An 18,541-nucleotide genomic window follows, 5' to 3' on the forward strand; every position below is an offset into this window, starting at 1 on the left:
GACTCCGTCGTCATAATAAGCTAACTAATTAATTTCAGACAACTATCGATCTGCCCTGGTGGGGTGCCGGGTACCGGCCGGTCGCGGGTGTCCTCCCGGGCGGATCTGCGTGCCGGCGGAGAACCGGACGGCGCAGCGCCCGTCGCCGAGTGCGATCTGGCCCTCGGCGACGACGAAGGTCCGGCCGCGGTGGGTGACCGTGGCCGTGCTGGTCACCGGGCCGCCGGCGGCCGGCACGCCGCGCACGAAGTTCACCAGGAGGTCGAGCGGTACRGCCTCGTCGTCCGGGCCGAGCAGCGGCCTGACGGCCTCCGTCGCCGTGAGGTGGGCGAGCATGGCGACGACCCCGCCGTGCACCGCCCCGAAGCTGTTGGCGACCGCTCTGGTGGGCTCGAGCTCGAGATGGGCATGGCCACCGCCCGCGGCTTCCCCGGTGACGCCGAGGAGGTGTCGCGGGTCGGCGAACTGGTCGGGGTCCGCTCCCTGTGCGGGGACGGGGACGGGCGAGGCGGCCGCGGGCAGGCCGCGCCAGGCCGCGGACACCGACCGCAGCGTGCAGATGGCCAGCAGGTCGCCGTCGGCGTCCACCAGGTCGGCGCGGGCCAGCGCCGCGCCGCCGCCCTCGCCGACGGCGGCGAGCGTCGCTCTGCCCTCGACCCAGCCCGGCGCCACCGGTGCAGGGCGGACGAACTCCAGGCGCAGCTGGGCGCTGAGCACCGCGCTGGTGGCCGGGAGTCCGGTCGCCGCCGCGGAGCCRCAGCACGCGTCGGCCACGATCCCCAGGGCGCCGGCGAGGATCCGCCGGTCGGGGCCGAGCACCGCGGAGCTGGCCGGCATCCGGGTGACGCAGTGGCCGGCTTCGGCTTCGCGTACCTGAAGACCCAGCGTCCTGTGGACGGGCAGCGCGGCCCCGCCTCGGCCCCTTCCCCTGCGCAGCCACTCCAGCTCCGCGGCGGCGCCGGGATCGCCCACCGTGGCGGGCGTGGTCTTCGGATCACCGACGCGCGGCACCCTGTCCTCCTCGTCTCGTGCGGCCTTGAACAGGAGGATACGTCAAATAGCTAAAAAATTGTTCTGAATCTGGGGTGTCGGCGCAGGCCTGGCCGCCCAGCTGGGAGGCGAGGCCACCTCTCGGCCGCCGCGTCGGCCTGCCAGCGCGGCGGCAGGCCGACGGAGGCCGTCAGAGAGTGACGGCCAGACGGGTGGCCTGGTCGATCGCGCGGACGGCGTCGAGTCCCTCGGCGTCGTCGGCGCCCCCGACCAGGTGGGCCTTGACGCCTCGCGTGGCGAGTGCCTGGTGGAGGCCTCGATCGCTCTCCTGGCCGGCGCAGAGGATGACGGTGTCGCAGGCGTGGACGCGGGCCTGCCCGTCGACCGAGTAGTGCAGGCCGCCGTCGTCGATGGCGAGATAGCKGGCGCCGGTGACCTCGGCTACCCCGGCCCTGCGCAGGCGGCCGCGCAGGATCCAGCCCGTCGACCTGCCCAGGCCGCGGCCGGTGYGACCTGCCTGCCGCTGGAACAGGGTGATCTCGCGAGTGGCCCCGGCGGGCGCGGGCGGGTCGGTCACGTCGCCGCGGCGGCGGGCGTCCGGGTCCGCCACGCCCCAGTCACGCAGGAACGGCTCCGGGTCCAGGGCGGCCCGGGCGTCGCCGACCAGGTAGTCGGCGGTGTCGAACCCGATGCCGCCGGCGCCGATGACGGCCACCCGCCGTCCGGGTGTCACCCGCCCGGTCAGCACGTCGGCGTAGGACACGACCATGGGATGGTCGATGCCGGGGATGTCCGGCCGTCGGGGGGTGGCGCCGGTCGCCAGGACGATCTCGTCGTATCTCTCGCCGTCGAGCTCGTCGGCGTCGACCGGTCGGCCGAGGCGCACCGTGACACCCAGGCGACCCAGGCGGACCCGGTAGTACCGGATGGCCTCGGCGAACTCGGCCTTGCCGGGAACGACCTTGGCGAGGTTCCACTGGCCACCGATCTCCTCCGCCGCGTCGTAGAGCGTGACCGCGTGACCACGTTCGGCCGCGGTGACGGCGCACGCGAGGCCGGCGGGCCCGGCGCCGACGACTCCGATCCGCCGGTGTACGACGGGCGCGTCGGCCAGGAACTCGATCTCCCTGCCCGCGCGCGGGTTGACCATGCACGAGGCGGTGGCGTCCGTGAAGATCTGGTCGAGGCATGCCTGGTTGCAGGCCACGCAGGTGTTGATCTCATCGRCACGCCCGGTGCGGACCTTGCGCGCGAAGTCGGGATCGGCCAGCAGGGGGCGGGCCATCGAGACCAGGTCGGCCGTGCCGTCCGCGAGCAGCTTCTCGGCGACACCCGGGTCGTTGATCCGGTTGGACGCGATGACCGGCACCGTGACCGCGGATCTGACGCGGCGCGTCGCGAAGGCCCACACCGCGCGCGGGACGCTGGCGGCGATGGTGGGTACCGCCGACTCGTGCCAGCCGACGCCGGTGTTGAGGACGTCGGCGCCGGCCGCCTCGACCCGGCGGGCGAGTTCGGTGATCTCGTCACCGGTCAGGCCGTCCTCGACGAGGTCGATCGCGGAGATGCGGTAGATCAGGAGGAAGTCCTCGCCGACCCGCTCGCGGACCCGGCGCACGATCGCGACGGGCAGTCGCAGCCGGCCGTCGAGGTCGCCACCGAACTCGTCGGCTCGGTCGTTGGTCCGCGGTGAGGTGAACTCGTTGATCAGGTAGCCCTCGGAGCCCATGATCTCGACACCGTCGTAGCCGRCGGCACGCGCCAGCTGGGCGGTGCGGGCGAACTGGTCGACGATCTCCCAGACCTGCGCGGTGTCCAACGCCCGCGGGGCGTAACGGTTGATGCGCGCCTTGGCGGCGGACGGGCCGACGCAGCCGGGCACCTTGGCATAGCGACCCGCGTGCAGTATCTGCAGGGCGATCAGCCCGCCGGCGTCGTGGACCGCGCGGCACACCGCCCGGTGGGGCTCGAGGTCGTGGTCATCGTCGAGGACGCCGGACTCGGGATCCATGCGGCCGTCCGGGTGGGGAGCGTAGCCACCCGTGAGGATGAGCCCGATCTCGCCGTGGGCCCTGGCCGCGTAGAACGCGGCCATCCGTTCCACCGGCCGGTCGAGGGTCTCCAGGCGGGTGTGCATCGCGCCCATGACCATGCGGTTGGGCAGGATGACCGGTCCCACGCGCAGCGGCGCCAGCAGGCGTGGGTAGGAGGAGGCCGCGGGCGCATCGCCGATCTTCATATAGATAACTTAATGTTATTATTGTGGAGTGTCGAGTGTAGATCGTCACGGTGGCCGGCCGGAGACCCGGGTGGACGTGCGCGCCGGAACCTGGTCGGCGCTGGTTGCCGAAGCCAGGCCGCGGACGCAGGAAGCGGTCGTCGGTACCGCCGACCGGTGGAGCCGCGCAGACCTCGCGGACCGGGTGAACGGCGTCGGCGCCTGGCTGACCGGCCTGGCGCTTCCGAGCGGCCGGCCGGTTCCCGCCCTGGTCGCGGACACCGGTCCCGCGCTGGCGCTCGTCATCGCCGGCGCGGCGACTGGCCGGCCGATCGCGCCGCTCGGCGCCCGGCTCACCGTGACGGAGCTCGCCGAGATCGCGCGCGGCCTGGCCAGCGGCGTCCTGCTCGCCGAGGCCGGCCTCGTGCCGCTGGCCGCCGAGGTCGCGTGGGCCGCCGGCAGCCAGCTCGTGGTGCTGCCAGACCCGTTGCCGCCCGGCGGCCCGCGACTGCCCGCCCCGGAGGCCGACGACGTGGCCATGGTGCTGCACACCTCCGGCACGACCGGGGCGCCCAAGGCCATCGCCCTGCGGCAGCGGGCACTCGCCGCCCGCGTCCGGGCCTACCGGTCCGTCGTACCGCTCGGGCCCGGGGACAGGTTCGTGACGGCGGCCGGGTTCCACCACATCGCCGGGCTGGGCAATCTGGCGGTGGCGGTGGCGGCGGGTGCGACCGTGGTCTCGTTCCCGGCCTTCTCCGTCGACGCCTGGCGGGCGCTCGCGCCCTTGGGTGTGACCCACGCCCTGCTCGTCCCCACGATGATCGAGATGCTCCTCGCCGCCGATGCGCTGGCGCTGCCCGCGCTGCGATGGATGCAGTACGGAGCGGCACCCATCCATCCCGACACGCTGCGCGCGGCGCTGGCCGCCCTGCCAGGCGTCCGGCTGGCCAACCTGTTCGGCCAGACCGAAGGATCGCCCCTGTGTGTGCTGACGGGCGAGGACCACCACGCCGCTGTCGCCGGTCAGCCGGAGCTGCTCTCGTCCGTGGGCCGGGCCGCTCCGGGCGTCGCGCTGCGCATCGAGAGCGCCGACACGGACGGCGTCGGTGAGCTGTGTGCATGTGGCGACCACGTGTTCGCCGCTGACGCGGACGGTTGGCTACGCACCGGCGACCTCGCGCGTATCGACGCGGATGGCTACGTCCACCTCGCCGGCCGGACCGGGGACACGATCAACCGAGGCGGCGAGAACGTCCGCCCGGTGGAGGTCGAGACGCTGCTGCGCAGCCATCCCGCGGTCTCGGACGCGGCCGTCGCGGGCGTACCCGACCGGCGCCTCGGGGAGGAGGTCGCAGCCTGGGTCGTGCCCGTCGACACGAACAGTCCGCCGAGCGAGGAAGAGCTGACCGGCTACCTGCGGGCCCGGCTCGCCGGGTTCAAGGTTCCTCGACGTTGGGCTTTCGTCGAGTCCCTGCCCCGCGGCGCCGCGGGCAAGTTGTTGCGTCGAGCCCTGGCTGACATGGCTGCGCCCACTTCGCAGGGCTGAGAGCGATCGACGCGCGTCGCCCGGCGGAAGCCCGCCGGGAGGGAGAGGAGATCGCATGTCCCGGCTCGGAGCCTGGCGGCCAGACAGCGTCGAGGCCCGCCTCGACCGAATGGAGTCCCTTGCCGAAATCCGGCAACTGCCCTACCGCTACGCGCTGGCGCTGGACTCGCGGGACATGGACGCGCTCGTCGCGTTGTTCGTGCCCGACGTCCGCGTCGGTCGCGACGCCCAGGGACGCGATGCGCTCAAAGCATGGTTCAGCGCGCAGATGAGCCATCCGAAGACCAGCGTGCACTTCGTCGGCAACCATGTTGTCGACTTCGACGGGCCAGAGGAGGCGCACGGGATCGTCTACTGCCGCGACGAGCTTGAATGGCCTGAGCGCGGTGAATGGGAGATCGGCGTCCTGCAGTACTGGGACAGCTATCGGCGGGTTGATGATCATTGGTGCTTTCAGCGTCGCCGGTTCCACCGCTGATACATCGTCGATGCGTTGACGCGTCCCGCGCACGGCCACGGCGTGGGGACCGACGGTCTCGCCACCACCCAACTGCCCGAGGCGGGCGCCAGTTTGTCTCCTGGTGCCCCAGCCTGGCCGACGCTGTTGTCGGCTGCGACCACGCCGGCAGTCTGATCGCGGCGGGTTCGCGATCTCGCTGTTCGTGCAGCTCCTGGGCTGGGCCGGGCAGGCTGGCAGACCCGGCGCGGCGCTCACGACTCGCGGCAAGCCTGGCCGGATGCGGCACTAGGGCTTGCGGCAGGGCCCGCGGTAGCGCACCCCGGGTGCATACCGTGCCCAGTCGGCCGGGCTCACGTCGCCGACGTCCCGGGCGCAGGCCGCGGCCAGCGGGTCGTGCCGGAGCCGCTCGAGCGGTGCCAGGTCCCACTCGGTGATGTCGCGGTTCTCGTCGCCGGTCAGCAGTGACGCACCGTCGGGTGAGAAGAGGACCGTAGCGACCGTGCGACCAAGAGTGATGGCTGTTTGACCGAGCGGGCGGACGCGGGCCGGGTCTGTCAGGTCCCACATCGTCACGGAGACGTCTCGGCCGCCCGCGAGCGTGCGCCCGTCCGGCGAGAACGCGAGGGTCCTGACGGTGCTCTCGCCGTCGTCGGCGCCGCCGACGGCCAGCGGGGGCCCGAGCCGCCGGGGACGAATGACGTCGGTGAGATCCCACACCGTGACGGTTCGGTCCTGACTCCCGAGTGCCACCAGATGCCCGACCGGAGAGAAAGTGATCGCATAGATCGAATCGGTGTGACCCGTGAGCGCACCGACCTGCCGGGGCCGGGGCGGCTGCGCCAGATCCCAGAGCAACGCGGTGTGATCAATGAGCCCGGCGGCCAGGATCCGCCCGTCCGGGGAGAAGGCCACGGAGCGGGCGGACCTCTCGGTGAGCGGAGCGCCCAGCTGTTCCGTGTCGTCAGGATCGTGGACGTCCCACAGGGACACGTCGCCTCCCGCGGCCGCGAGCAGCCGGCCGTCGGGCGAGAAGGCGAGCGCCCTCGGCTTGCTCTCGTCGCTCGAGTAGACCTCCACCACGTCGGCGACCCGCGGTTCCCCGGGTTTCGTGAGGTCCCACAGGGTCAGTTCGTCGTCCGGTCCGGCGATGGCCAGAGTGCGCCCGTCGCGGGTGAGCGCGATGGCGTCGATGCCCTTCTTGCCGGCGTGGAACCGGCTCAGCAGACGGCCGTGGTCGCTCCGGTCGAAGACGCGGATGTAGAACAGGCCGGCGGCGACGAGTAGGCGTCCGTCGGCGGAGGACGCCAGGGCGGAGATCCTGTCAGCGTTGGCCGACGACCTCCCGCTCAGCGGGGCGCCGTCCGGCGGGAGCGGGACCGGGCCGGCCAGGTCCCACAGCGCGAGCGTGCCGTCCCCGCTGCCCGTCACGAGGGTCCGGCGGTCCGGCGAGAACGCCAGCCCGTACACGGCATCGCTGTGGCCCGTCAGCGGTTCGCCGTAGCGTCGCGGCTCGGTAGGGTCGTGCACGTCGTAGAGAGTCACCGTGGCGTCCAGCGAGGCCGCGGCGAGCAGGCGCCCGTCGGGCGAGAAGGCAACCGCGGCCACGTCGTCCTTGTGGTCGGCGAACCTGAGGCCGACTCGATCCGGACTGTCGGGGTCGCTGATGTCCCAGAAGCGGATCGTGCCGTCGTCGTCGCCCGTCGCGATGATCTTTCCGTCTGGGGAGAAGGCCATGGACAGCGGGGATGACGTGCCCAGGTCGGTCGTCTCCAGGTCGAAGGGCACGCCGGTGCTGCGTGGCCGGGACCCAGGGCTGATCTCCCACATCGTCACGGTGCCGTCCTCGTCGCCGGTCGCGAGGACACCCCCGTCGGGGGAGAAGGCCACCGAGGTCACCGGGACGTCCTCGTCGGCCGGCGGCGCGGCGATCCGACGCGGCCTGCTCCGGTCGCGCAGGTCCCACAGAACGGGGGCGGCGGACTGGTAGGCGAGGGCCGCCAGCTTGTGGCCGTCACGTGACAGGGATAGTTGCTCGATCTCGCCGACGTCCGGTGTCAGCGGTATGCCGATGCGGCGCGGACGGTCCCGGTCAGACAGATCCCAGAGGATKACGGTGTCGTCATCGCCGCCGCTGGCCAGCATGCGGCCGTCCGCGGTGAACGCGAGCGCAAGCACGCTGTCGGTGTGTCCCGCGAGGGGCGTGCCGGTCCGCCTGGGATGGGCGCGGTCGGTCACGTCCCACAGCGAGATGGTGTTCGCCTCGGTCGCGACGGCCACGGTGCGGCCATCGGCGGAGGACGCCACCGCGTGGACGGCGCTGCCGGCGCGCGTCGAGGAGATGTGCCTGCTGGCGGTGAGCGCGCTGACCAGGCTGGACCGGGTCTCGGGCGGCCCGGGGAAGTTCGCGAATGYGGCGGCGCTTAGCCGAAGCGCGGTCCCAGTGTCCGGGGGTGTGGCCGTGCGCGCCGTGTCCGCTGTGCTGACCAGTGTGTGCGCGGCGGCAGCCTGCTGCTCGCTTCGGGTCGCTTCCCGCTGCCGCCAGACGGCCGACAAGGCGAGTGTCACTGCGAGCAGCAGCGTCACGACGACGATCGAGGTGACGACGAACAGCGGGTTGAGCCGTCGTCGGGACTGCCGGAACGCCTGGTCGACGGTGGTCGCGCCGCGCACCTTCAGATCGGCGGGCGGGTCGGGAAACTCCGGGGAACGGCGCGCGCCCGCTGCTACGACGACCGATCGCAGCCGCGCCTCGTGGGCGGCCTCAAGCTTGGGGCGGTACCCGTCGACAGCCTGGAGCCGGGTGGCTGGTTCGTCGACGGCCGCCGTGACCGCGCAGCGAGGGTCCAGCCGCCGCGGGCTTAGTCGGCCGCGGGCCCGGCGCAGGCGGTGCAGCTCCCGCAGGCCGACCGCGAACGCCGCGCCGAGCGAGCCTTCCAGGACCTGGTCACGGGGCGTGTCACCGTCGAGCACGGACCAGACGACGCACCGTCCGGCGCGGCGGGGAGCGCTGGCACGCCAGGCGCGGCGCGCCGACTCATGGAAGGCGGCGTCACCGACGAAGAACGTCATCGTGCCCGGGTCCGGGTGCAGTCCTGGCGGGCCGTCGGCCAGCTCCTCCAGCCGCAGCACGCCGACCGCTCCGGTGTCGCCTTCCAGCTCGAAGAGCACCGGCAGGGTGACGCGCCGCCGGACCGTGGGCAGCCGACCCGCCAGGCGCAACGCGAGGAGCGCCAGGAAGCCGCGGAGCGGGCTGTCCGTATCGGTCTGAATCTTGGTCAGCAGGCTCCTGCCGGTTTCGGACACCTGGTCGAACATCGCCATGGGGAACGGCTTGCCTTCATCGAACGCGGGAAGACAGGCTCGCTCCCAATGGGCCGCCGCCGCCTGTATAAGCCTGCGCTGGCTGGGCTTCCCGGTGAGCCCCTCCGCGACGGCCGCCACGGCGCGCGCGGCTGCCACGTCGGGCGATCCGTCATCGTCCGCAGCCGCCGGCCCACGCGGAGGCCGGTCGGCGGAGCGTGGCCAGCGTCGGACCTCCGCGAGCGCACGCCGGTGCGGCTGACCGGGCCGAAGCAGACCGTCGATCAAGGCGGGCGACTGCTGCTCGACGGCCACCGAGCAGATCGCGAGCCATCTCTGCTGGGCCCCGGTGAGCGCGTCGTGCAGTGCGAGGGGATCTGTGTGGTCTTCGGATGGACGCTGCCCGGGGTGCCTGTTCGGGTGGCGAGCCAATGGCCGCCAGGCAGGCGGCGTCACGTCCGTGTCGCCTCGAGGACCGCCGTCCGCACCGGGTCGTCCGGCAGCCGGGCCGCGGCGATGCGGCGCCACGCGTCGCGGCCGGAGTTCGTGGTGACCGCGATCGATCTGGCGATCGCCGCCGCGTCGTCGCCGGTCAGCCGACGAGCGGGGAACGGCGGGATGACAGCCATGGAGATCCTGGCCGAGCGGAGGCGGATCCTCGCGGTCGCGACAAACGGTTCCTCGGTGGAGTACCGCCACAACGGGAGGAGAAACAGCGTGCCGGGGTCAGTGCCGGCGCGTACCGACAGCGCGACCAGGTCATTCCCGTTTGTCTCCCGCCCGGCGGTGACGACGACCTCGACGGTAGTGCGGTCGGCCATGCGCCGGACGATCCGCAGCCCGGCCACTTCGGCGGTCTGCTGGCTCGCGCGGCGGTCGGCGTCGGTACCGGCAAAGGCCACCCCCGCGCGGTCGAATACGGGCATTTCCGCGAGCCGTCTCGTGACGCGGGCCGCGAAGGCGAGTGGCGCCGGATCCGGCGTCGTCTCCGCGTCGGGCGGCGGGGCCTCGAGCGTTCCCCCGAGCTCGTGTACGAGGACGTTGAGTCGCTGGCGGATCGGCGGCGGGAGCGGCCCCGTCCCGGGCGGTGGCGCCTCGCCGAGCCGAACGGCCAACAGACCCAGAGCGGCCAGCTCGCGACGGGCCCGCTCGCCGGCAGGTCTGTCGCCCACCGCGTTCGCCGCCTGCCAACGGGCCAACGCGGCGGCCACCGCGTCCCACGACTCCGCGGAGAGCCGCCATTGTGGAATCCTCGAAAGGAGTTCTCGTCCGTTGCCGTTGAATGCCCGCCGGCCGTCGAAATCCAGGTGACGGCGACGACGGCCCCCCGTGCTGTCCCCCATACCCCCGGACAATAGACGGCTATCGGAGGTGTAGGGACGGAAGGCCCTGAGACGACTTGCTCGATGGCCGATCAGGCGTCAGTCGTCCCGCCCAGTCGGCGCGCCGTCCTCAGCGTGCTCTTCACCCGATCGACGGCCGTGGTGAGAAAGAACCGGTCCCGGCCAAGCTGCTCCGTCAGGTACGTGGCCAGCCGCAGGTCCTCGGCGAACAGACCGGGCCCGTCTTCGGGAGACCGGTCCTCCCGCAGCATTTCCCGAATGTTGCTCACCGCGATTTCCACGCTCTCTCGCATGTCGTCACGGTCCGCGCGCGCCGCCACGAGGAGATCGAGATGTACGAGAAGCCGGTCCGTGAGCACAGCCTCCGCAGGGTCCGCGCCGGACGCGACGTCGGCCCGCGGCGACATCAGTCGCCGCCTCAGCTCGGTCACGTCGGTGGCGGCGCGCTCGCGCAGCGCCGCCACCGACGGCGCGTCAGACCACACGCGGTACTGGTATCTGACCTTCGCCGCGTTGGCGAGATAGCCGACCAGGTACGGCAGGGACTGATCCGTGCGCGTCCACGTGTAGGCGCTGAGCGCGTGGTCGCGCTCAGCGGCCGCCAGCACGACGATCTGGCGTTCGATCCGGAGGTCGTCGCCCTCACCCAGCTCCCATACGCCGAAGCCGGAGCCGGTCGTCACGCCGCGTTCCTCCCATCCGGGCCGGCCGCCTTCGCTCGGAGGAAGAGCGTGCCTGCAGCCGCGCGCCAGGGCTTCGCTGACCGTCACCTGGCCGTCGTCGGCGCGGCGTCGGACGTGACCCTGGTAGATCCGCACCGCTCCGACCAGGTCCGTCGACAACGGGCCGACCGCCCGGGACCACAGGGCGTCCAGAGGGGTCCAGTCGAATGCGCCGGCGCCGGCCGCGGGCGCGAGTACCGCGGACAGCCGGACAAGATCGTGGTCGCGCCGCAGCAAGGCCTGGTATACGCCCTCGCCCCCGCCGTCGACGGCGGCGAGATCGCCCGTCGCTCGGCCAAGCGCCGCCGGCGGTCGGGTCGCAAGCCGCAGGCCCGGTGCGGGATGACGCATGCCCAGATGGTCGCGGCAGCGTTCCCAGACGGACAGCAGATGCGCGTATGCGGCCTCGGCGCGCGGGCCGTCCGCCGGAGCGAAGAGGTGCACGACGAGTTCCGCGTCCCGCAGGTCAGGCGGAGCGTCGTCCTGGTCCGTGTCCCGGGCACGGTCCGTCACCCGGGTGCGGCTGGCAGCGAAGGCCGGGTTCGCCGGATGGAGGTCACGCGCGGCCGTCAGTAGCCGGATCCGGCCGTCGACGACGGCGCCGCTGCGCAGCGCCTCGAAAACTGAGAACCAGAAGGCCCCCACGGTCCCCGAGTCGGCTGGAACCAGCGCGTTCGGGAAACCGGCCACCCGCAGCAGGCGCCGGGCATCCTTCACATCCGGGAACACGGCCATCAGTGCGTCCAGCTCGGCGGCTGTCAGCTCCTGACTCACCCGGAACCTCCCATCCGAGCCACCCGGATCCGTCTGTCCCGACGGTAGTCATCGCGGGCAGGTAACCGGGCCGGGTCCGCCGGGGCCGGCGGGCGCCGTTCCACGCCGCCGTGTACACGATGCCGGCCGGCCGGATGACCGCCGGCGACGGGGTGGTCGGGCCGTCGAGGCCGGAGATTACGGCTGCGGTGGGGTCGTCGTGGGCGACCGCGACGGCGAGGCCGCCTGTCACTTTGGTCGGGTGAGGCATCGAGAGGCCGCCGCGATCACTTCTGGTCGAGGCGGCCACGTCGACGAAGCGACTCAGGCGGGGACGTACTTGACCGCGATGTCCAGGACCCAGGTCACGCCGAACCGGTCAGTGAGCTGCCCGTAGAGCGGCGCCCACTGGGAAGGGCCGATTGGCTGCTTGACGCTGGCGCCGTCGACGAGCTTGTCCCAGTAGCCCTGGAGTTCGGTGGGATCGGTGCCGCGGACGGAGACGAAGAACGGGTCCTGCCCCTGGTCCCAGGGAAGGTGGGGGTAGACATCGTAGGCCATGATGCGGAAGCCGTTGTCGCCTGTGACCTGGCCCCACACGACGTTGTCGGCGGTGGCGGGGTCGGCGTTGCCCATCTCGGCATAGCTCACGGCGACGAGCTCGCCTCCGAAGACGGACCGGTAGAACTCCAGCGCCTCGCGGGCGTTGCCGCGGAAGTTCAGGTGGGGCGTGACGCCGATGGTCATCGTGGGACTCCTTGCCCTTGTTGTCATGACGAGCCGGCTCAACGTTCCAGCCGCAGCACAAGACTCACGGCAGTACCGGTCAGGCCATGTCCTCTTCTACGGAAGACTGGATGGCATGGCCGGATCACCGTCACGGATGCTGAGACTGCTGTCGCTGTTGCAGACACGGCGCGACTGGCCAGGCCGTGTGCTCGCGGAGCGCCTGGAGATCAGCGACCGCACGCTGCGCCGCGATGTGGACCACCTGCGAGAACTGGGCTACCGGATCAATGCGATCAAGGGCCCGGACGGCGGGTATCGACTCGACGCGGGTTCCGAGCTGCCTCCGCTGCTGTTCGATGACGACCAGGCCGTCGCGCTCGCCATCGCCCTGCAAGTCGCGTMGGTCTCGGGCGCGGCAGGTGGCGAGGCAGCCCTGCGAGCGCTGACGACCGTGCGGCAGGTGATGCCCMCACGGCTACGTCAGCGGATCGACGGCATGACGTTCACGACGCTCCCTGCCRCTGACACGGCCGCGGTCGCGGTGGAGCCAGAAATGCTCATCACGGTGAGCGCGGCTGTCAGGGCACAGGAGGTCCTGCGATTCGACTACGTCTCCATGGGTCGAGCCCCGGGTGACAGCCCTTCCAGGCGGCGCACGGAACCCCGTCACATCGTCTTCGGCGGCGGGCGCTGGTACCTCGTCGCCTGGGATCTTGACGCGAGCGACTGGCGAGTGTTCCGTCTCGACAGGGTGACCCCATGTGTCCCGACCGGCCCCCGGTTCACGCCTCGCACCGTGCCCGGAGGAGACGTCCATGACTTCCTCGCCGGGCGCCTCAAGGGCTCGGATCGTGGGAACACCTGGCCGTGCACGGGAGAGGCCGTCCTGGAGCTTCCCCTGCGCGACGTGGCCCCCTTCGTCCACGACGGCATCGTGGAAGAGCTCGCGCCCAACCGGTGCCGGCTGGTCGTCGGCTCCTGGTCGTGGGTGGCGCTGGCCGCCTCGCTCGGCCGCTTCGACGCGGCCATCATCCAGGTGGCACCCCGTGAGCTCGGGGATGCCTTCGGGGTGCTTTCTCAACGTTTCGCCGAAGCCGCTGCCCACACCGCCGRCTGACGATCGAGACGATGAGTCGCCACACCACCCATGATCGACGAATAGTGGGCACTTTGAATAACAGCACTCCACCAGTCAGGTGAGATCTATTGGCGCCACATGCGGCCTTGAGTTTCACGGTCTGGTCGGCCATGTGTTCGTGCATAGGTGGTTGGGTCAGTCCAGCGGGGTGAGCAGGACGAGCGGGATTACGCGGTCGGTCTTCTGTGCGTACTCGTCGTATAGCGGGAAGATGCGCGCCATCTGGGCCCAGAGGGGTTTGCGCTCTGCCGAGGAGGCGACACGGGCGCGCGCGGTGAACCGGCGGGTGCCGACCTGTACCCCGACGCTCGGGTCCGCCTGGAGGTTCTTGAACCACGCCGGATCCTCGTCGGCGCCGCCCTTGGACGCGACGACGACGAAGTCGTCCCCCGAGGTGCCGTAGATCAGGCAGGTACGACGTGGCTCGCCGGTCCTGCGTCCGGTCGTGGCGAGCACGAGTGTGTACACGCCGTTCGACTCGTGTCCCACGGTTCCGCCCGAGGCCAGATACGTACGGGTCTGCTCAGCGACCCAGTCCCACGCCGAGTCGGTGGCGCGGTCGAGGTCCTCGGCGACGGCCATGGCGGCGGTCCTTTCCGGTATCGCTGGTACTGGTTGGTGATCACCTACGTGACGTAGGAGAATCGTGTTGCCTCAGCCGAGCTCCTCGACCAGCCCGATGATGATGCCCTCGGGGCCGCGGACGTAGCAGTACCGGCAGTAATCCTCGTACTGCGCCACCCCACCCACGAGTTCGGCGCCGTGGGCGCGCAGGCGGGCGAGGACGTCGTCAACGGCGTCGACGACGAACGTCAGGCGAGGGATGCCCGGGGTGTTCAGCGGCGCCCTCGGCGCAGTGCTGGTGGCCACCGGCGAATGGAACGTCGACAGCTCGACCCGGCCGTGGCCGTCCGGGGTCCGCATGACGGCGAGGTCCGCTCGGACGCCGTCCAGCCCGACGAGCTGATCCACCCATGCACCCTCGACCGCTGTCTCGCCCTCCAGTTCCAGGCCCAGTTCGACGAAGAACGCAATGGCGGCCGCGAGATCCTCGACCACAACGCCGGCGTGATCCATGCGGTGGATCGTCATGAGTTCCTCCCGTGTCGCGCGGCGCTCGCGGCCGCTCGTGTCCCTGGGACGGAGCCGGCGCTACGTTCTCGACGGACAGGAGTCCGAGCGATCCTGGTCATCGCGCCGGGCACCAGGACCCGTACCGCTGCCAGTTCTTCGCCCGGCCGGACGAGATCTTCCGGGCAGGCAGCTGGATCCAGTGCACCGTCCAGGTCTCCGACACCGGGCAGACCACCTTCGGCTGGCGCGCCCTTGCCGCCGACAACTGGATGATGTTGTTCGAGCAGTCGCCGCGTGTGACCGCTCACGCCGCGGCGACGACCGCGATCTCGAGCAGCCAGGATGGCTGGGCCAGAGCCGGGACGGTCACCAGCGTGCTGGCCACCCGGCGGCCGCCGAGGAATTCGTCGCGTGCCGCCATGGCCTGCGCCAGCCCGGGTGTCACCTCGGTCGCGACCAGGTAGGTGGTGACGCTGACGATGTCCCCGGCCGTCATGTCGGCCTCGGTCAGTATCGCGGCGATGTTGCTCCACACCTGGCTCGCCTGGGCCGACACCCCGTCCGGTACCGAACCGTCCGGGGCCACCGGCACGACTCCGGAGGTGTGCAGCCACCGGCTGGCGTTCTCGACCAGGACCGCGTGGGCATAGCGGGCCGCCGGGGGAGCCATGCGGTCGGGGCTGATCGTTCGGCGGGTGACGGCGTCGGACATGCGCAGACCGTACAGCCCGCTGCGACGCCGCTCGTCGGCAAGCGGTTCGAGTCGGATCGGACATCCGGCGTGGTCGCTGTACACGTATGCGACAGTGCCCGCCGCCGCGCGCCCCAGCTCCAGTCGGGCCGTCGGTCAGGCGTCGCGGCTCACGGGGCCTTGGCGATGGTGGTGATGGTCCCGTCAGGCCCGATTCGCCGAATCCGGTTGTTCGCTATTTCGGCTACGTAGAGTGCGCCGCTCGTGTCGACGACCACCGAGTGGGCTCCCCAGAAGGTCGCCGCGACCGCCGGCCCCCCGTCGCCCCCGAAGCCCGTCTGGCCGGTCCCCGCGACGGTGGTGATGGTTCCGTCGGGCCCGATCTTGCGGACGTTCTCCTTGACGGGGCTGACGACGTACAGCGTCCCGTCGGGCCCGATCTCGAGAATGGGCTGGAACAGGCCCGCCTTCAGCGCCGGGCCGCCCTCACCCATCCGGCCGTCGGCGGTTTCGTCCGGCTGGCCGCCGGCGACGGTGGTGAACCCGCCGTCCGGGTCGAGGCGGTCGACCGCGGAGCTGATGAGATCGGTGAAGTAGAGGGCGCCGTCAGGGCCGACCTCGGCGGTGCTCAGGCCGCCGCCGGGCACGTGGATGACCGTGGAGATGACGCCGTCGGGCGTCACCTTGCGGATGCGCTCGTTGCCGAAGTCCGCGAAGTAGATCGTGCCGTCGGCAAGCACCGCGAGGTCGTCGACAGAGCCGATCTGCGCCTCGGTGGCGGGGCCGCCGTCACCGGAAAATCCCTTGACACCGGTTCCGGCCACCGTGGTGATCGCGCCCACAGGGTTGATCTGATTGATGCGGTGCTCGCCGAGATCGGGGTAGTAAAGGTTACCGGCGTCGTCGAAATCGACCTGCCCGATGCTCGGCCTACCGCTGTAGCCCGGATAACTGACGTCGATGTTAACGACGTCGCCGTCCCGGCCGATCCGGTAGATCATGGCGCCGCTGGAGCCATTGCAGGACACGTACAGCGTGCCGTCCTTGCTCACCGCCACGTGTTCCGGTTCGAAGTCCGCGATCGTGAGTGCCTCGCCGGCGTAGGCAGGCCCGGGGCCAGGAGGCGGGGTGCGGGTGGGTGTCGGGAGGGCAGACTGCCCGGCGGGGGCGGTTCCGACCGCGGTGGGCGTGCCGGCCGGCGATTCGTCCGAGTCGCTGACGATGAACGCGGTCGTCCCCGCGGCCACGAGAACGACAACGGTCGAGAGGACGGCTGGGATCAGCCAGGTCCGGCGGCGGCCCCGCGGGGCACCGCCGCCGACGGGCCCGTACCCATGCGGAGGCGCGCCACCCCAAGGCGCGCCGCCGGCCGTGGGCCAGCCGGTGGCACCGGCTGGGCCCCCCGGGACTTCCCCGGGGGTGGCGCCGGTCGGAGTGACCCAGGGGGTGGCGCCGGTCGGGCCGCCCGGGACGGCCCAAGGCGTAGTGGCGGGCTGGGAGCCGTCGGGGGCGCCGCTGGGCGGGGACCAGAACGCGGCTTCTGCGGGGAGGGCGGGACCGCCGACGGATGCCGTGGAGACTCGACCGGAGGGGACGGCGCCGGAGAGGGCGCCCCCTCCGGCCGCGCCCGGCGGCGCGGTGATGGCGACCGCCGAGGGCTCGGAGCCGGTCGGATGGCCGCCCCCGCCCGCATGTTCGGGCTCGGGGGCCGGCGGCACGGCGCCCAGGTGACCGGCTGGGAGACTCGTTCCCGAGCCGCGAGGCGTGGTGTCATCTGGCGCCGATCCAACGGTCACAGCCGGCTGCACTCTCCCTGCTAGAACCCGGCCAACTTGGCCCACATAGGGCATGCCGAATTGAGTACGGCGATGCTAGCGTAAGGGTGCGGCAGGATCCATCCGTGCTGCCCTTATCGAGGACAGGCCTGCGGTAGGCCGTTGTCGTGCCGCGTAGTGCGCGGTAGACGGCGTCGCGAGCGGGCCTGCCAGGGAAGCCGCCAGGTACTGGTTCGTGAATACCGTGAACCGGCGCACGAGATCGATCCGGCCCGGATCGTGGCCGGCCGAAAAATCCGGCTCTGCTGCTGACGCGACCAGCCTTCCAACATTGCCGCGAACACCGCCGCCGCCGGATTGAAATGCGCGATCGTCATGTCCAGAGCAAGATGCGCAGCCCCGGGCAGCGCGAGGCCCACCTGCCACCGTAGCGATCATCCGTGCTGGACGGTCACTACATCGGCAAGTGCTCAGGCCGGCGCCCGCATGAGGACGGTGTCCCGGCGGCTGATACGCCAGGTGCCGCCCGATCGGACAAGCGTGTCGGCGTACCGGCCGGCCATGATCGGCGTCGGCCGGCCGTCCACGACCTGCAGGACGACGAAGTCGGACAGCGCGGTGGCGGTGTCGGGCCCGGCCGGTTCGGCGACGACGTTGACGGTGAGGTGCTTGCCCCGCCGTTGCGGCGCGTCCCGCAGCGGCGCGAAGAACTCGGTGAGCCCCGCCGCCCCCTTGGCCACCGCCTGGCCGTACGTGTAGACCGCGTCCGCGGTGAACAGCTCCAACAGCCCGGAGACGTCACCGTCGTCGCAGCGATGGCAGTACCGCGCGAGCACGGTCCGGATCGCGAACTCGTCGGCGACCTCGAGCTCGGCCACGGCTGCCCCCCTAGTATTGATGTCGATCTCGAATTCGACGCTAGCAGGCTCCGGCTGCAGGGGAGACACACGATGCCCAGCCCGACCGGCGCCGGCGGGATCGGCCTGTGGGCCGGCTTTCTCGACCGGCTGCCCGCCGCCGAGGCGATCGCCACCGCCCGCCGCATCGAGGACGCCGGCGTCCGGACGATCTGGCTTCAGGAGTACAGCGGGGTCGACCCGTTCGTCCGGGCGGCGCTGTATCTGTCCGCGACCAGGGACCTTGTCGTCGCGCTCGGCGTCGCGGTGATCCACGGCCGGGACCCGGAGGCGATGGTCGCGGTCGCGTCGACGCTGGAGGAGGCGTTCCCGGGGCGGTTCGTGCTCGGGCTCGGCGGCAGCCACAAGGCGCTGGTCGAGGCGCGCGGGCACACGTTCACCCCGCCGCTGGCGACGATGCGGACCTACCTGGCGGCGATGGACGCGGCCCGCGGCCACCGCCGCCTGCCGACCCGGGTGCTCGGCGCCCTCGGCCCGAAGATGATGGAGCTGGCGGGGACCGCGGCGGACGGCGCGCACACGTACTTCACGCCGGTGGCGCACACGGCGGCGGTGCGGGCGGCGCTCGGGCCGGACCGCTGGCTCGCGCCGACCCAGATGGTGGGCCTCGACCCGGGGCAGACCCGCGACTACCTGCAGCTGTGCCTCGGCATGCCGAACTACACCCAGACCCTGCTGCGGTTCGGCCTCGAGCAGGCGGACCTGGACACGACGAGCGACCGGCTGGTGGACGCGCTGGTCGTCCCCGCGGACGCCGTCACCGACCGGGTGGCCGAACAGCGGGCGGCCGGCGCCGACCAGGTGGTACTCCAGTTCGTGCCGCCGCCGCCGGCCGAGGTGGTGCTCGAACGCGTCGAGAAGGGGCTGACATGACCGTCACGGGCG

General features: G+C 71.7%; 15 protein-coding genes. 4 read left to right on the forward strand and 11 right to left on the reverse strand.

Going from position 1 to position 18,541, the window contains the following annotated elements:
* Window positions 1-42 precede the first annotated feature (42 nt).
* Both BCD49_RS29690 and BCD49_RS29695 read right to left on the reverse strand, forming a co-directional pair.
* Complete coding sequence (locus BCD49_RS29690; protein ID WP_007507175.1) at window positions 43-1,011, reverse strand: PaaI family thioesterase; 969 nt, start codon at window positions 1,009-1,011, stop codon at window positions 43-45.
* A 169-nt stretch (window positions 1,012-1,180) separates the two neighbouring features.
* The gene (locus BCD49_RS29695) at window positions 1,181-3,229 is read right to left on the reverse strand and encodes an NADPH-dependent 2,4-dienoyl-CoA reductase (protein WP_071042153.1); all 2,049 of its coding nucleotides are present in this window, start codon (window positions 3,227-3,229) and stop codon (window positions 1,181-1,183) included.
* Window positions 3,230-3,299: 70 nt separating this feature from the next.
* Between BCD49_RS29695 and BCD49_RS29700 the strand changes: the two genes are divergently transcribed.
* Window positions 3,300-4,754, forward strand: coding sequence for a class I adenylate-forming enzyme family protein (locus BCD49_RS29700; RefSeq protein WP_007507171.1), 1,455 nt, complete (start codon window positions 3,300-3,302; stop codon window positions 4,752-4,754).
* A gap of 55 nt (window positions 4,755-4,809) precedes the next feature.
* Window positions 4,810-5,232 carry a nuclear transport factor 2 family protein gene (locus tag BCD49_RS29705; RefSeq protein ID WP_007507169.1) on the forward strand — a complete coding sequence of 141 codons (423 nt, stop codon included), beginning with the start codon at window positions 4,810-4,812 and terminating at the stop codon, window positions 5,230-5,232.
* Window positions 5,233-5,499: 267 nt separating this feature from the next.
* Here the strand turns inward: BCD49_RS29705 and BCD49_RS29710 are convergent, their stop codons facing one another.
* The 4 genes from BCD49_RS29710 to BCD49_RS29725 form a co-directional block, all read right to left on the reverse strand.
* Window positions 5,500-8,673, reverse strand: a complete 3,174-nt coding sequence (locus BCD49_RS29710) for a WD40 repeat domain-containing protein (protein WP_131803587.1) — start codon at window positions 8,671-8,673, stop codon at window positions 5,500-5,502.
* A 293-nt stretch (window positions 8,674-8,966) separates the two neighbouring features.
* On the reverse strand, window positions 8,967-9,857 hold the full coding sequence (locus BCD49_RS29715; protein WP_131803588.1) for a CATRA system-associated protein: 891 nt from the start codon (window positions 9,855-9,857) through the stop codon (window positions 8,967-8,969).
* A gap of 71 nt (window positions 9,858-9,928) precedes the next feature.
* Entirely contained in the window at window positions 9,929-11,353 is a 1,425-nt protein-coding gene (locus BCD49_RS29720; RefSeq protein ID WP_007507163.1) for a CATRA conflict system CASPASE/TPR repeat-associated protein, read from the reverse strand.
* A gap of 303 nt (window positions 11,354-11,656) precedes the next feature.
* Complete coding sequence (locus tag BCD49_RS29725; protein ID WP_007507161.1) at window positions 11,657-12,079, reverse strand: VOC family protein; 423 nt, start codon at window positions 12,077-12,079, stop codon at window positions 11,657-11,659.
* A 115-nt stretch (window positions 12,080-12,194) separates the two neighbouring features.
* Here BCD49_RS29725 and BCD49_RS29730 point away from each other — a divergent pair, with 115 nt between their 5' ends.
* Window positions 12,195-13,178, forward strand: coding sequence for a helix-turn-helix transcriptional regulator (locus BCD49_RS29730; RefSeq protein ID WP_071042155.1), 984 nt, complete (start codon window positions 12,195-12,197; stop codon window positions 13,176-13,178).
* 156 nt (window positions 13,179-13,334) lie between these two features.
* Here the strand turns inward: BCD49_RS29730 and BCD49_RS29735 are convergent, their stop codons facing one another.
* The 5 genes from BCD49_RS29735 to BCD49_RS29755 form a co-directional block, all read right to left on the reverse strand.
* Window positions 13,335-13,781, reverse strand: a complete 447-nt coding sequence (locus BCD49_RS29735; RefSeq protein ID WP_007507157.1) for a nitroreductase family deazaflavin-dependent oxidoreductase — start codon at window positions 13,779-13,781, stop codon at window positions 13,335-13,337.
* Between the two features lie 72 nt (window positions 13,782-13,853).
* A complete protein-coding gene (locus BCD49_RS29740; protein WP_007507155.1) occupies window positions 13,854-14,291 on the reverse strand; it encodes a VOC family protein in 438 nt (145 codons plus the stop codon).
* A gap of 286 nt (window positions 14,292-14,577) precedes the next feature.
* Window positions 14,578-14,985: a RidA family protein gene (locus BCD49_RS29745; protein ID WP_027140589.1), complete on the reverse strand. Its 408-nt coding sequence runs from the start codon at window positions 14,983-14,985 to the stop codon at window positions 14,578-14,580.
* Window positions 14,986-15,134: 149 nt separating this feature from the next.
* Window positions 15,135-16,211 carry an NHL domain-containing protein gene (locus tag BCD49_RS29750; protein ID WP_027140590.1) on the reverse strand — a complete coding sequence of 359 codons (1,077 nt, stop codon included), beginning with the start codon at window positions 16,209-16,211 and terminating at the stop codon, window positions 15,135-15,137.
* 998 nt (window positions 16,212-17,209) lie between these two features.
* Complete coding sequence (locus tag BCD49_RS29755; RefSeq protein WP_007507147.1) at window positions 17,210-17,617, reverse strand: nuclear transport factor 2 family protein; 408 nt, start codon at window positions 17,615-17,617, stop codon at window positions 17,210-17,212.
* Between the two features lie 72 nt (window positions 17,618-17,689).
* On the opposite strand from BCD49_RS29755, the gene BCD49_RS29760 reads away from it, so the two are divergent.
* Window positions 17,690-18,529 (forward strand): LLM class flavin-dependent oxidoreductase, encoded by an 840-nt coding sequence (locus BCD49_RS29760; protein ID WP_007507145.1) that lies wholly within the window; start codon window positions 17,690-17,692, stop codon window positions 18,527-18,529.
* Window positions 18,530-18,541 lie beyond the last annotated feature (12 nt).

It is taken from the genome of Pseudofrankia sp. EUN1h (genome assembly GCF_001854645.1).
GTDB lineage: Bacteria > Actinomycetota > Actinomycetes > Frankiales > Frankiaceae > Pseudofrankia > Pseudofrankia saprophytica.

What these genes read in the sequence shown, in the direction of transcription:
- BCD49_RS29725 (WP_007507161.1), bottom strand. Translation starts at nt 12,079, where the DNA reads ATGACCATCGGCGTCACGCCCCACCTGAACTTCCGCGGCAACGCCCGC.
- BCD49_RS29760 (WP_007507145.1), top strand. Translation starts at nt 17,690, where the DNA reads ATGCCCAGCCCGACCGGCGCCGGCGGGATCGGCCTGTGGGCCGGCTTT.
- BCD49_RS29740 (WP_007507155.1), bottom strand. Translation starts at nt 14,291, where the DNA reads ATGACGATCCACCGCATGGATCACGCCGGCGTTGTGGTCGAGGATCTC.
- BCD49_RS29745 (WP_027140589.1), bottom strand. Translation starts at nt 14,985, where the DNA reads ATGTCCGACGCCGTCACCCGCCGAACGATCAGCCCCGACCGCATGGCT.
- BCD49_RS29705 (WP_007507169.1), top strand. Translation starts at nt 4,810, where the DNA reads ATGTCCCGGCTCGGAGCCTGGCGGCCAGACAGCGTCGAGGCCCGCCTC.
- BCD49_RS29715 (WP_131803588.1), bottom strand. Translation starts at nt 9,857, where the DNA reads ATGGGGGACAGCACGGGGGGCCGTCGTCGCCGTCACCTGGATTTCGAC.
- BCD49_RS29735 (WP_007507157.1), bottom strand. Translation starts at nt 13,781, where the DNA reads ATGGCCGTCGCCGAGGACCTCGACCGCGCCACCGACTCGGCGTGGGAC.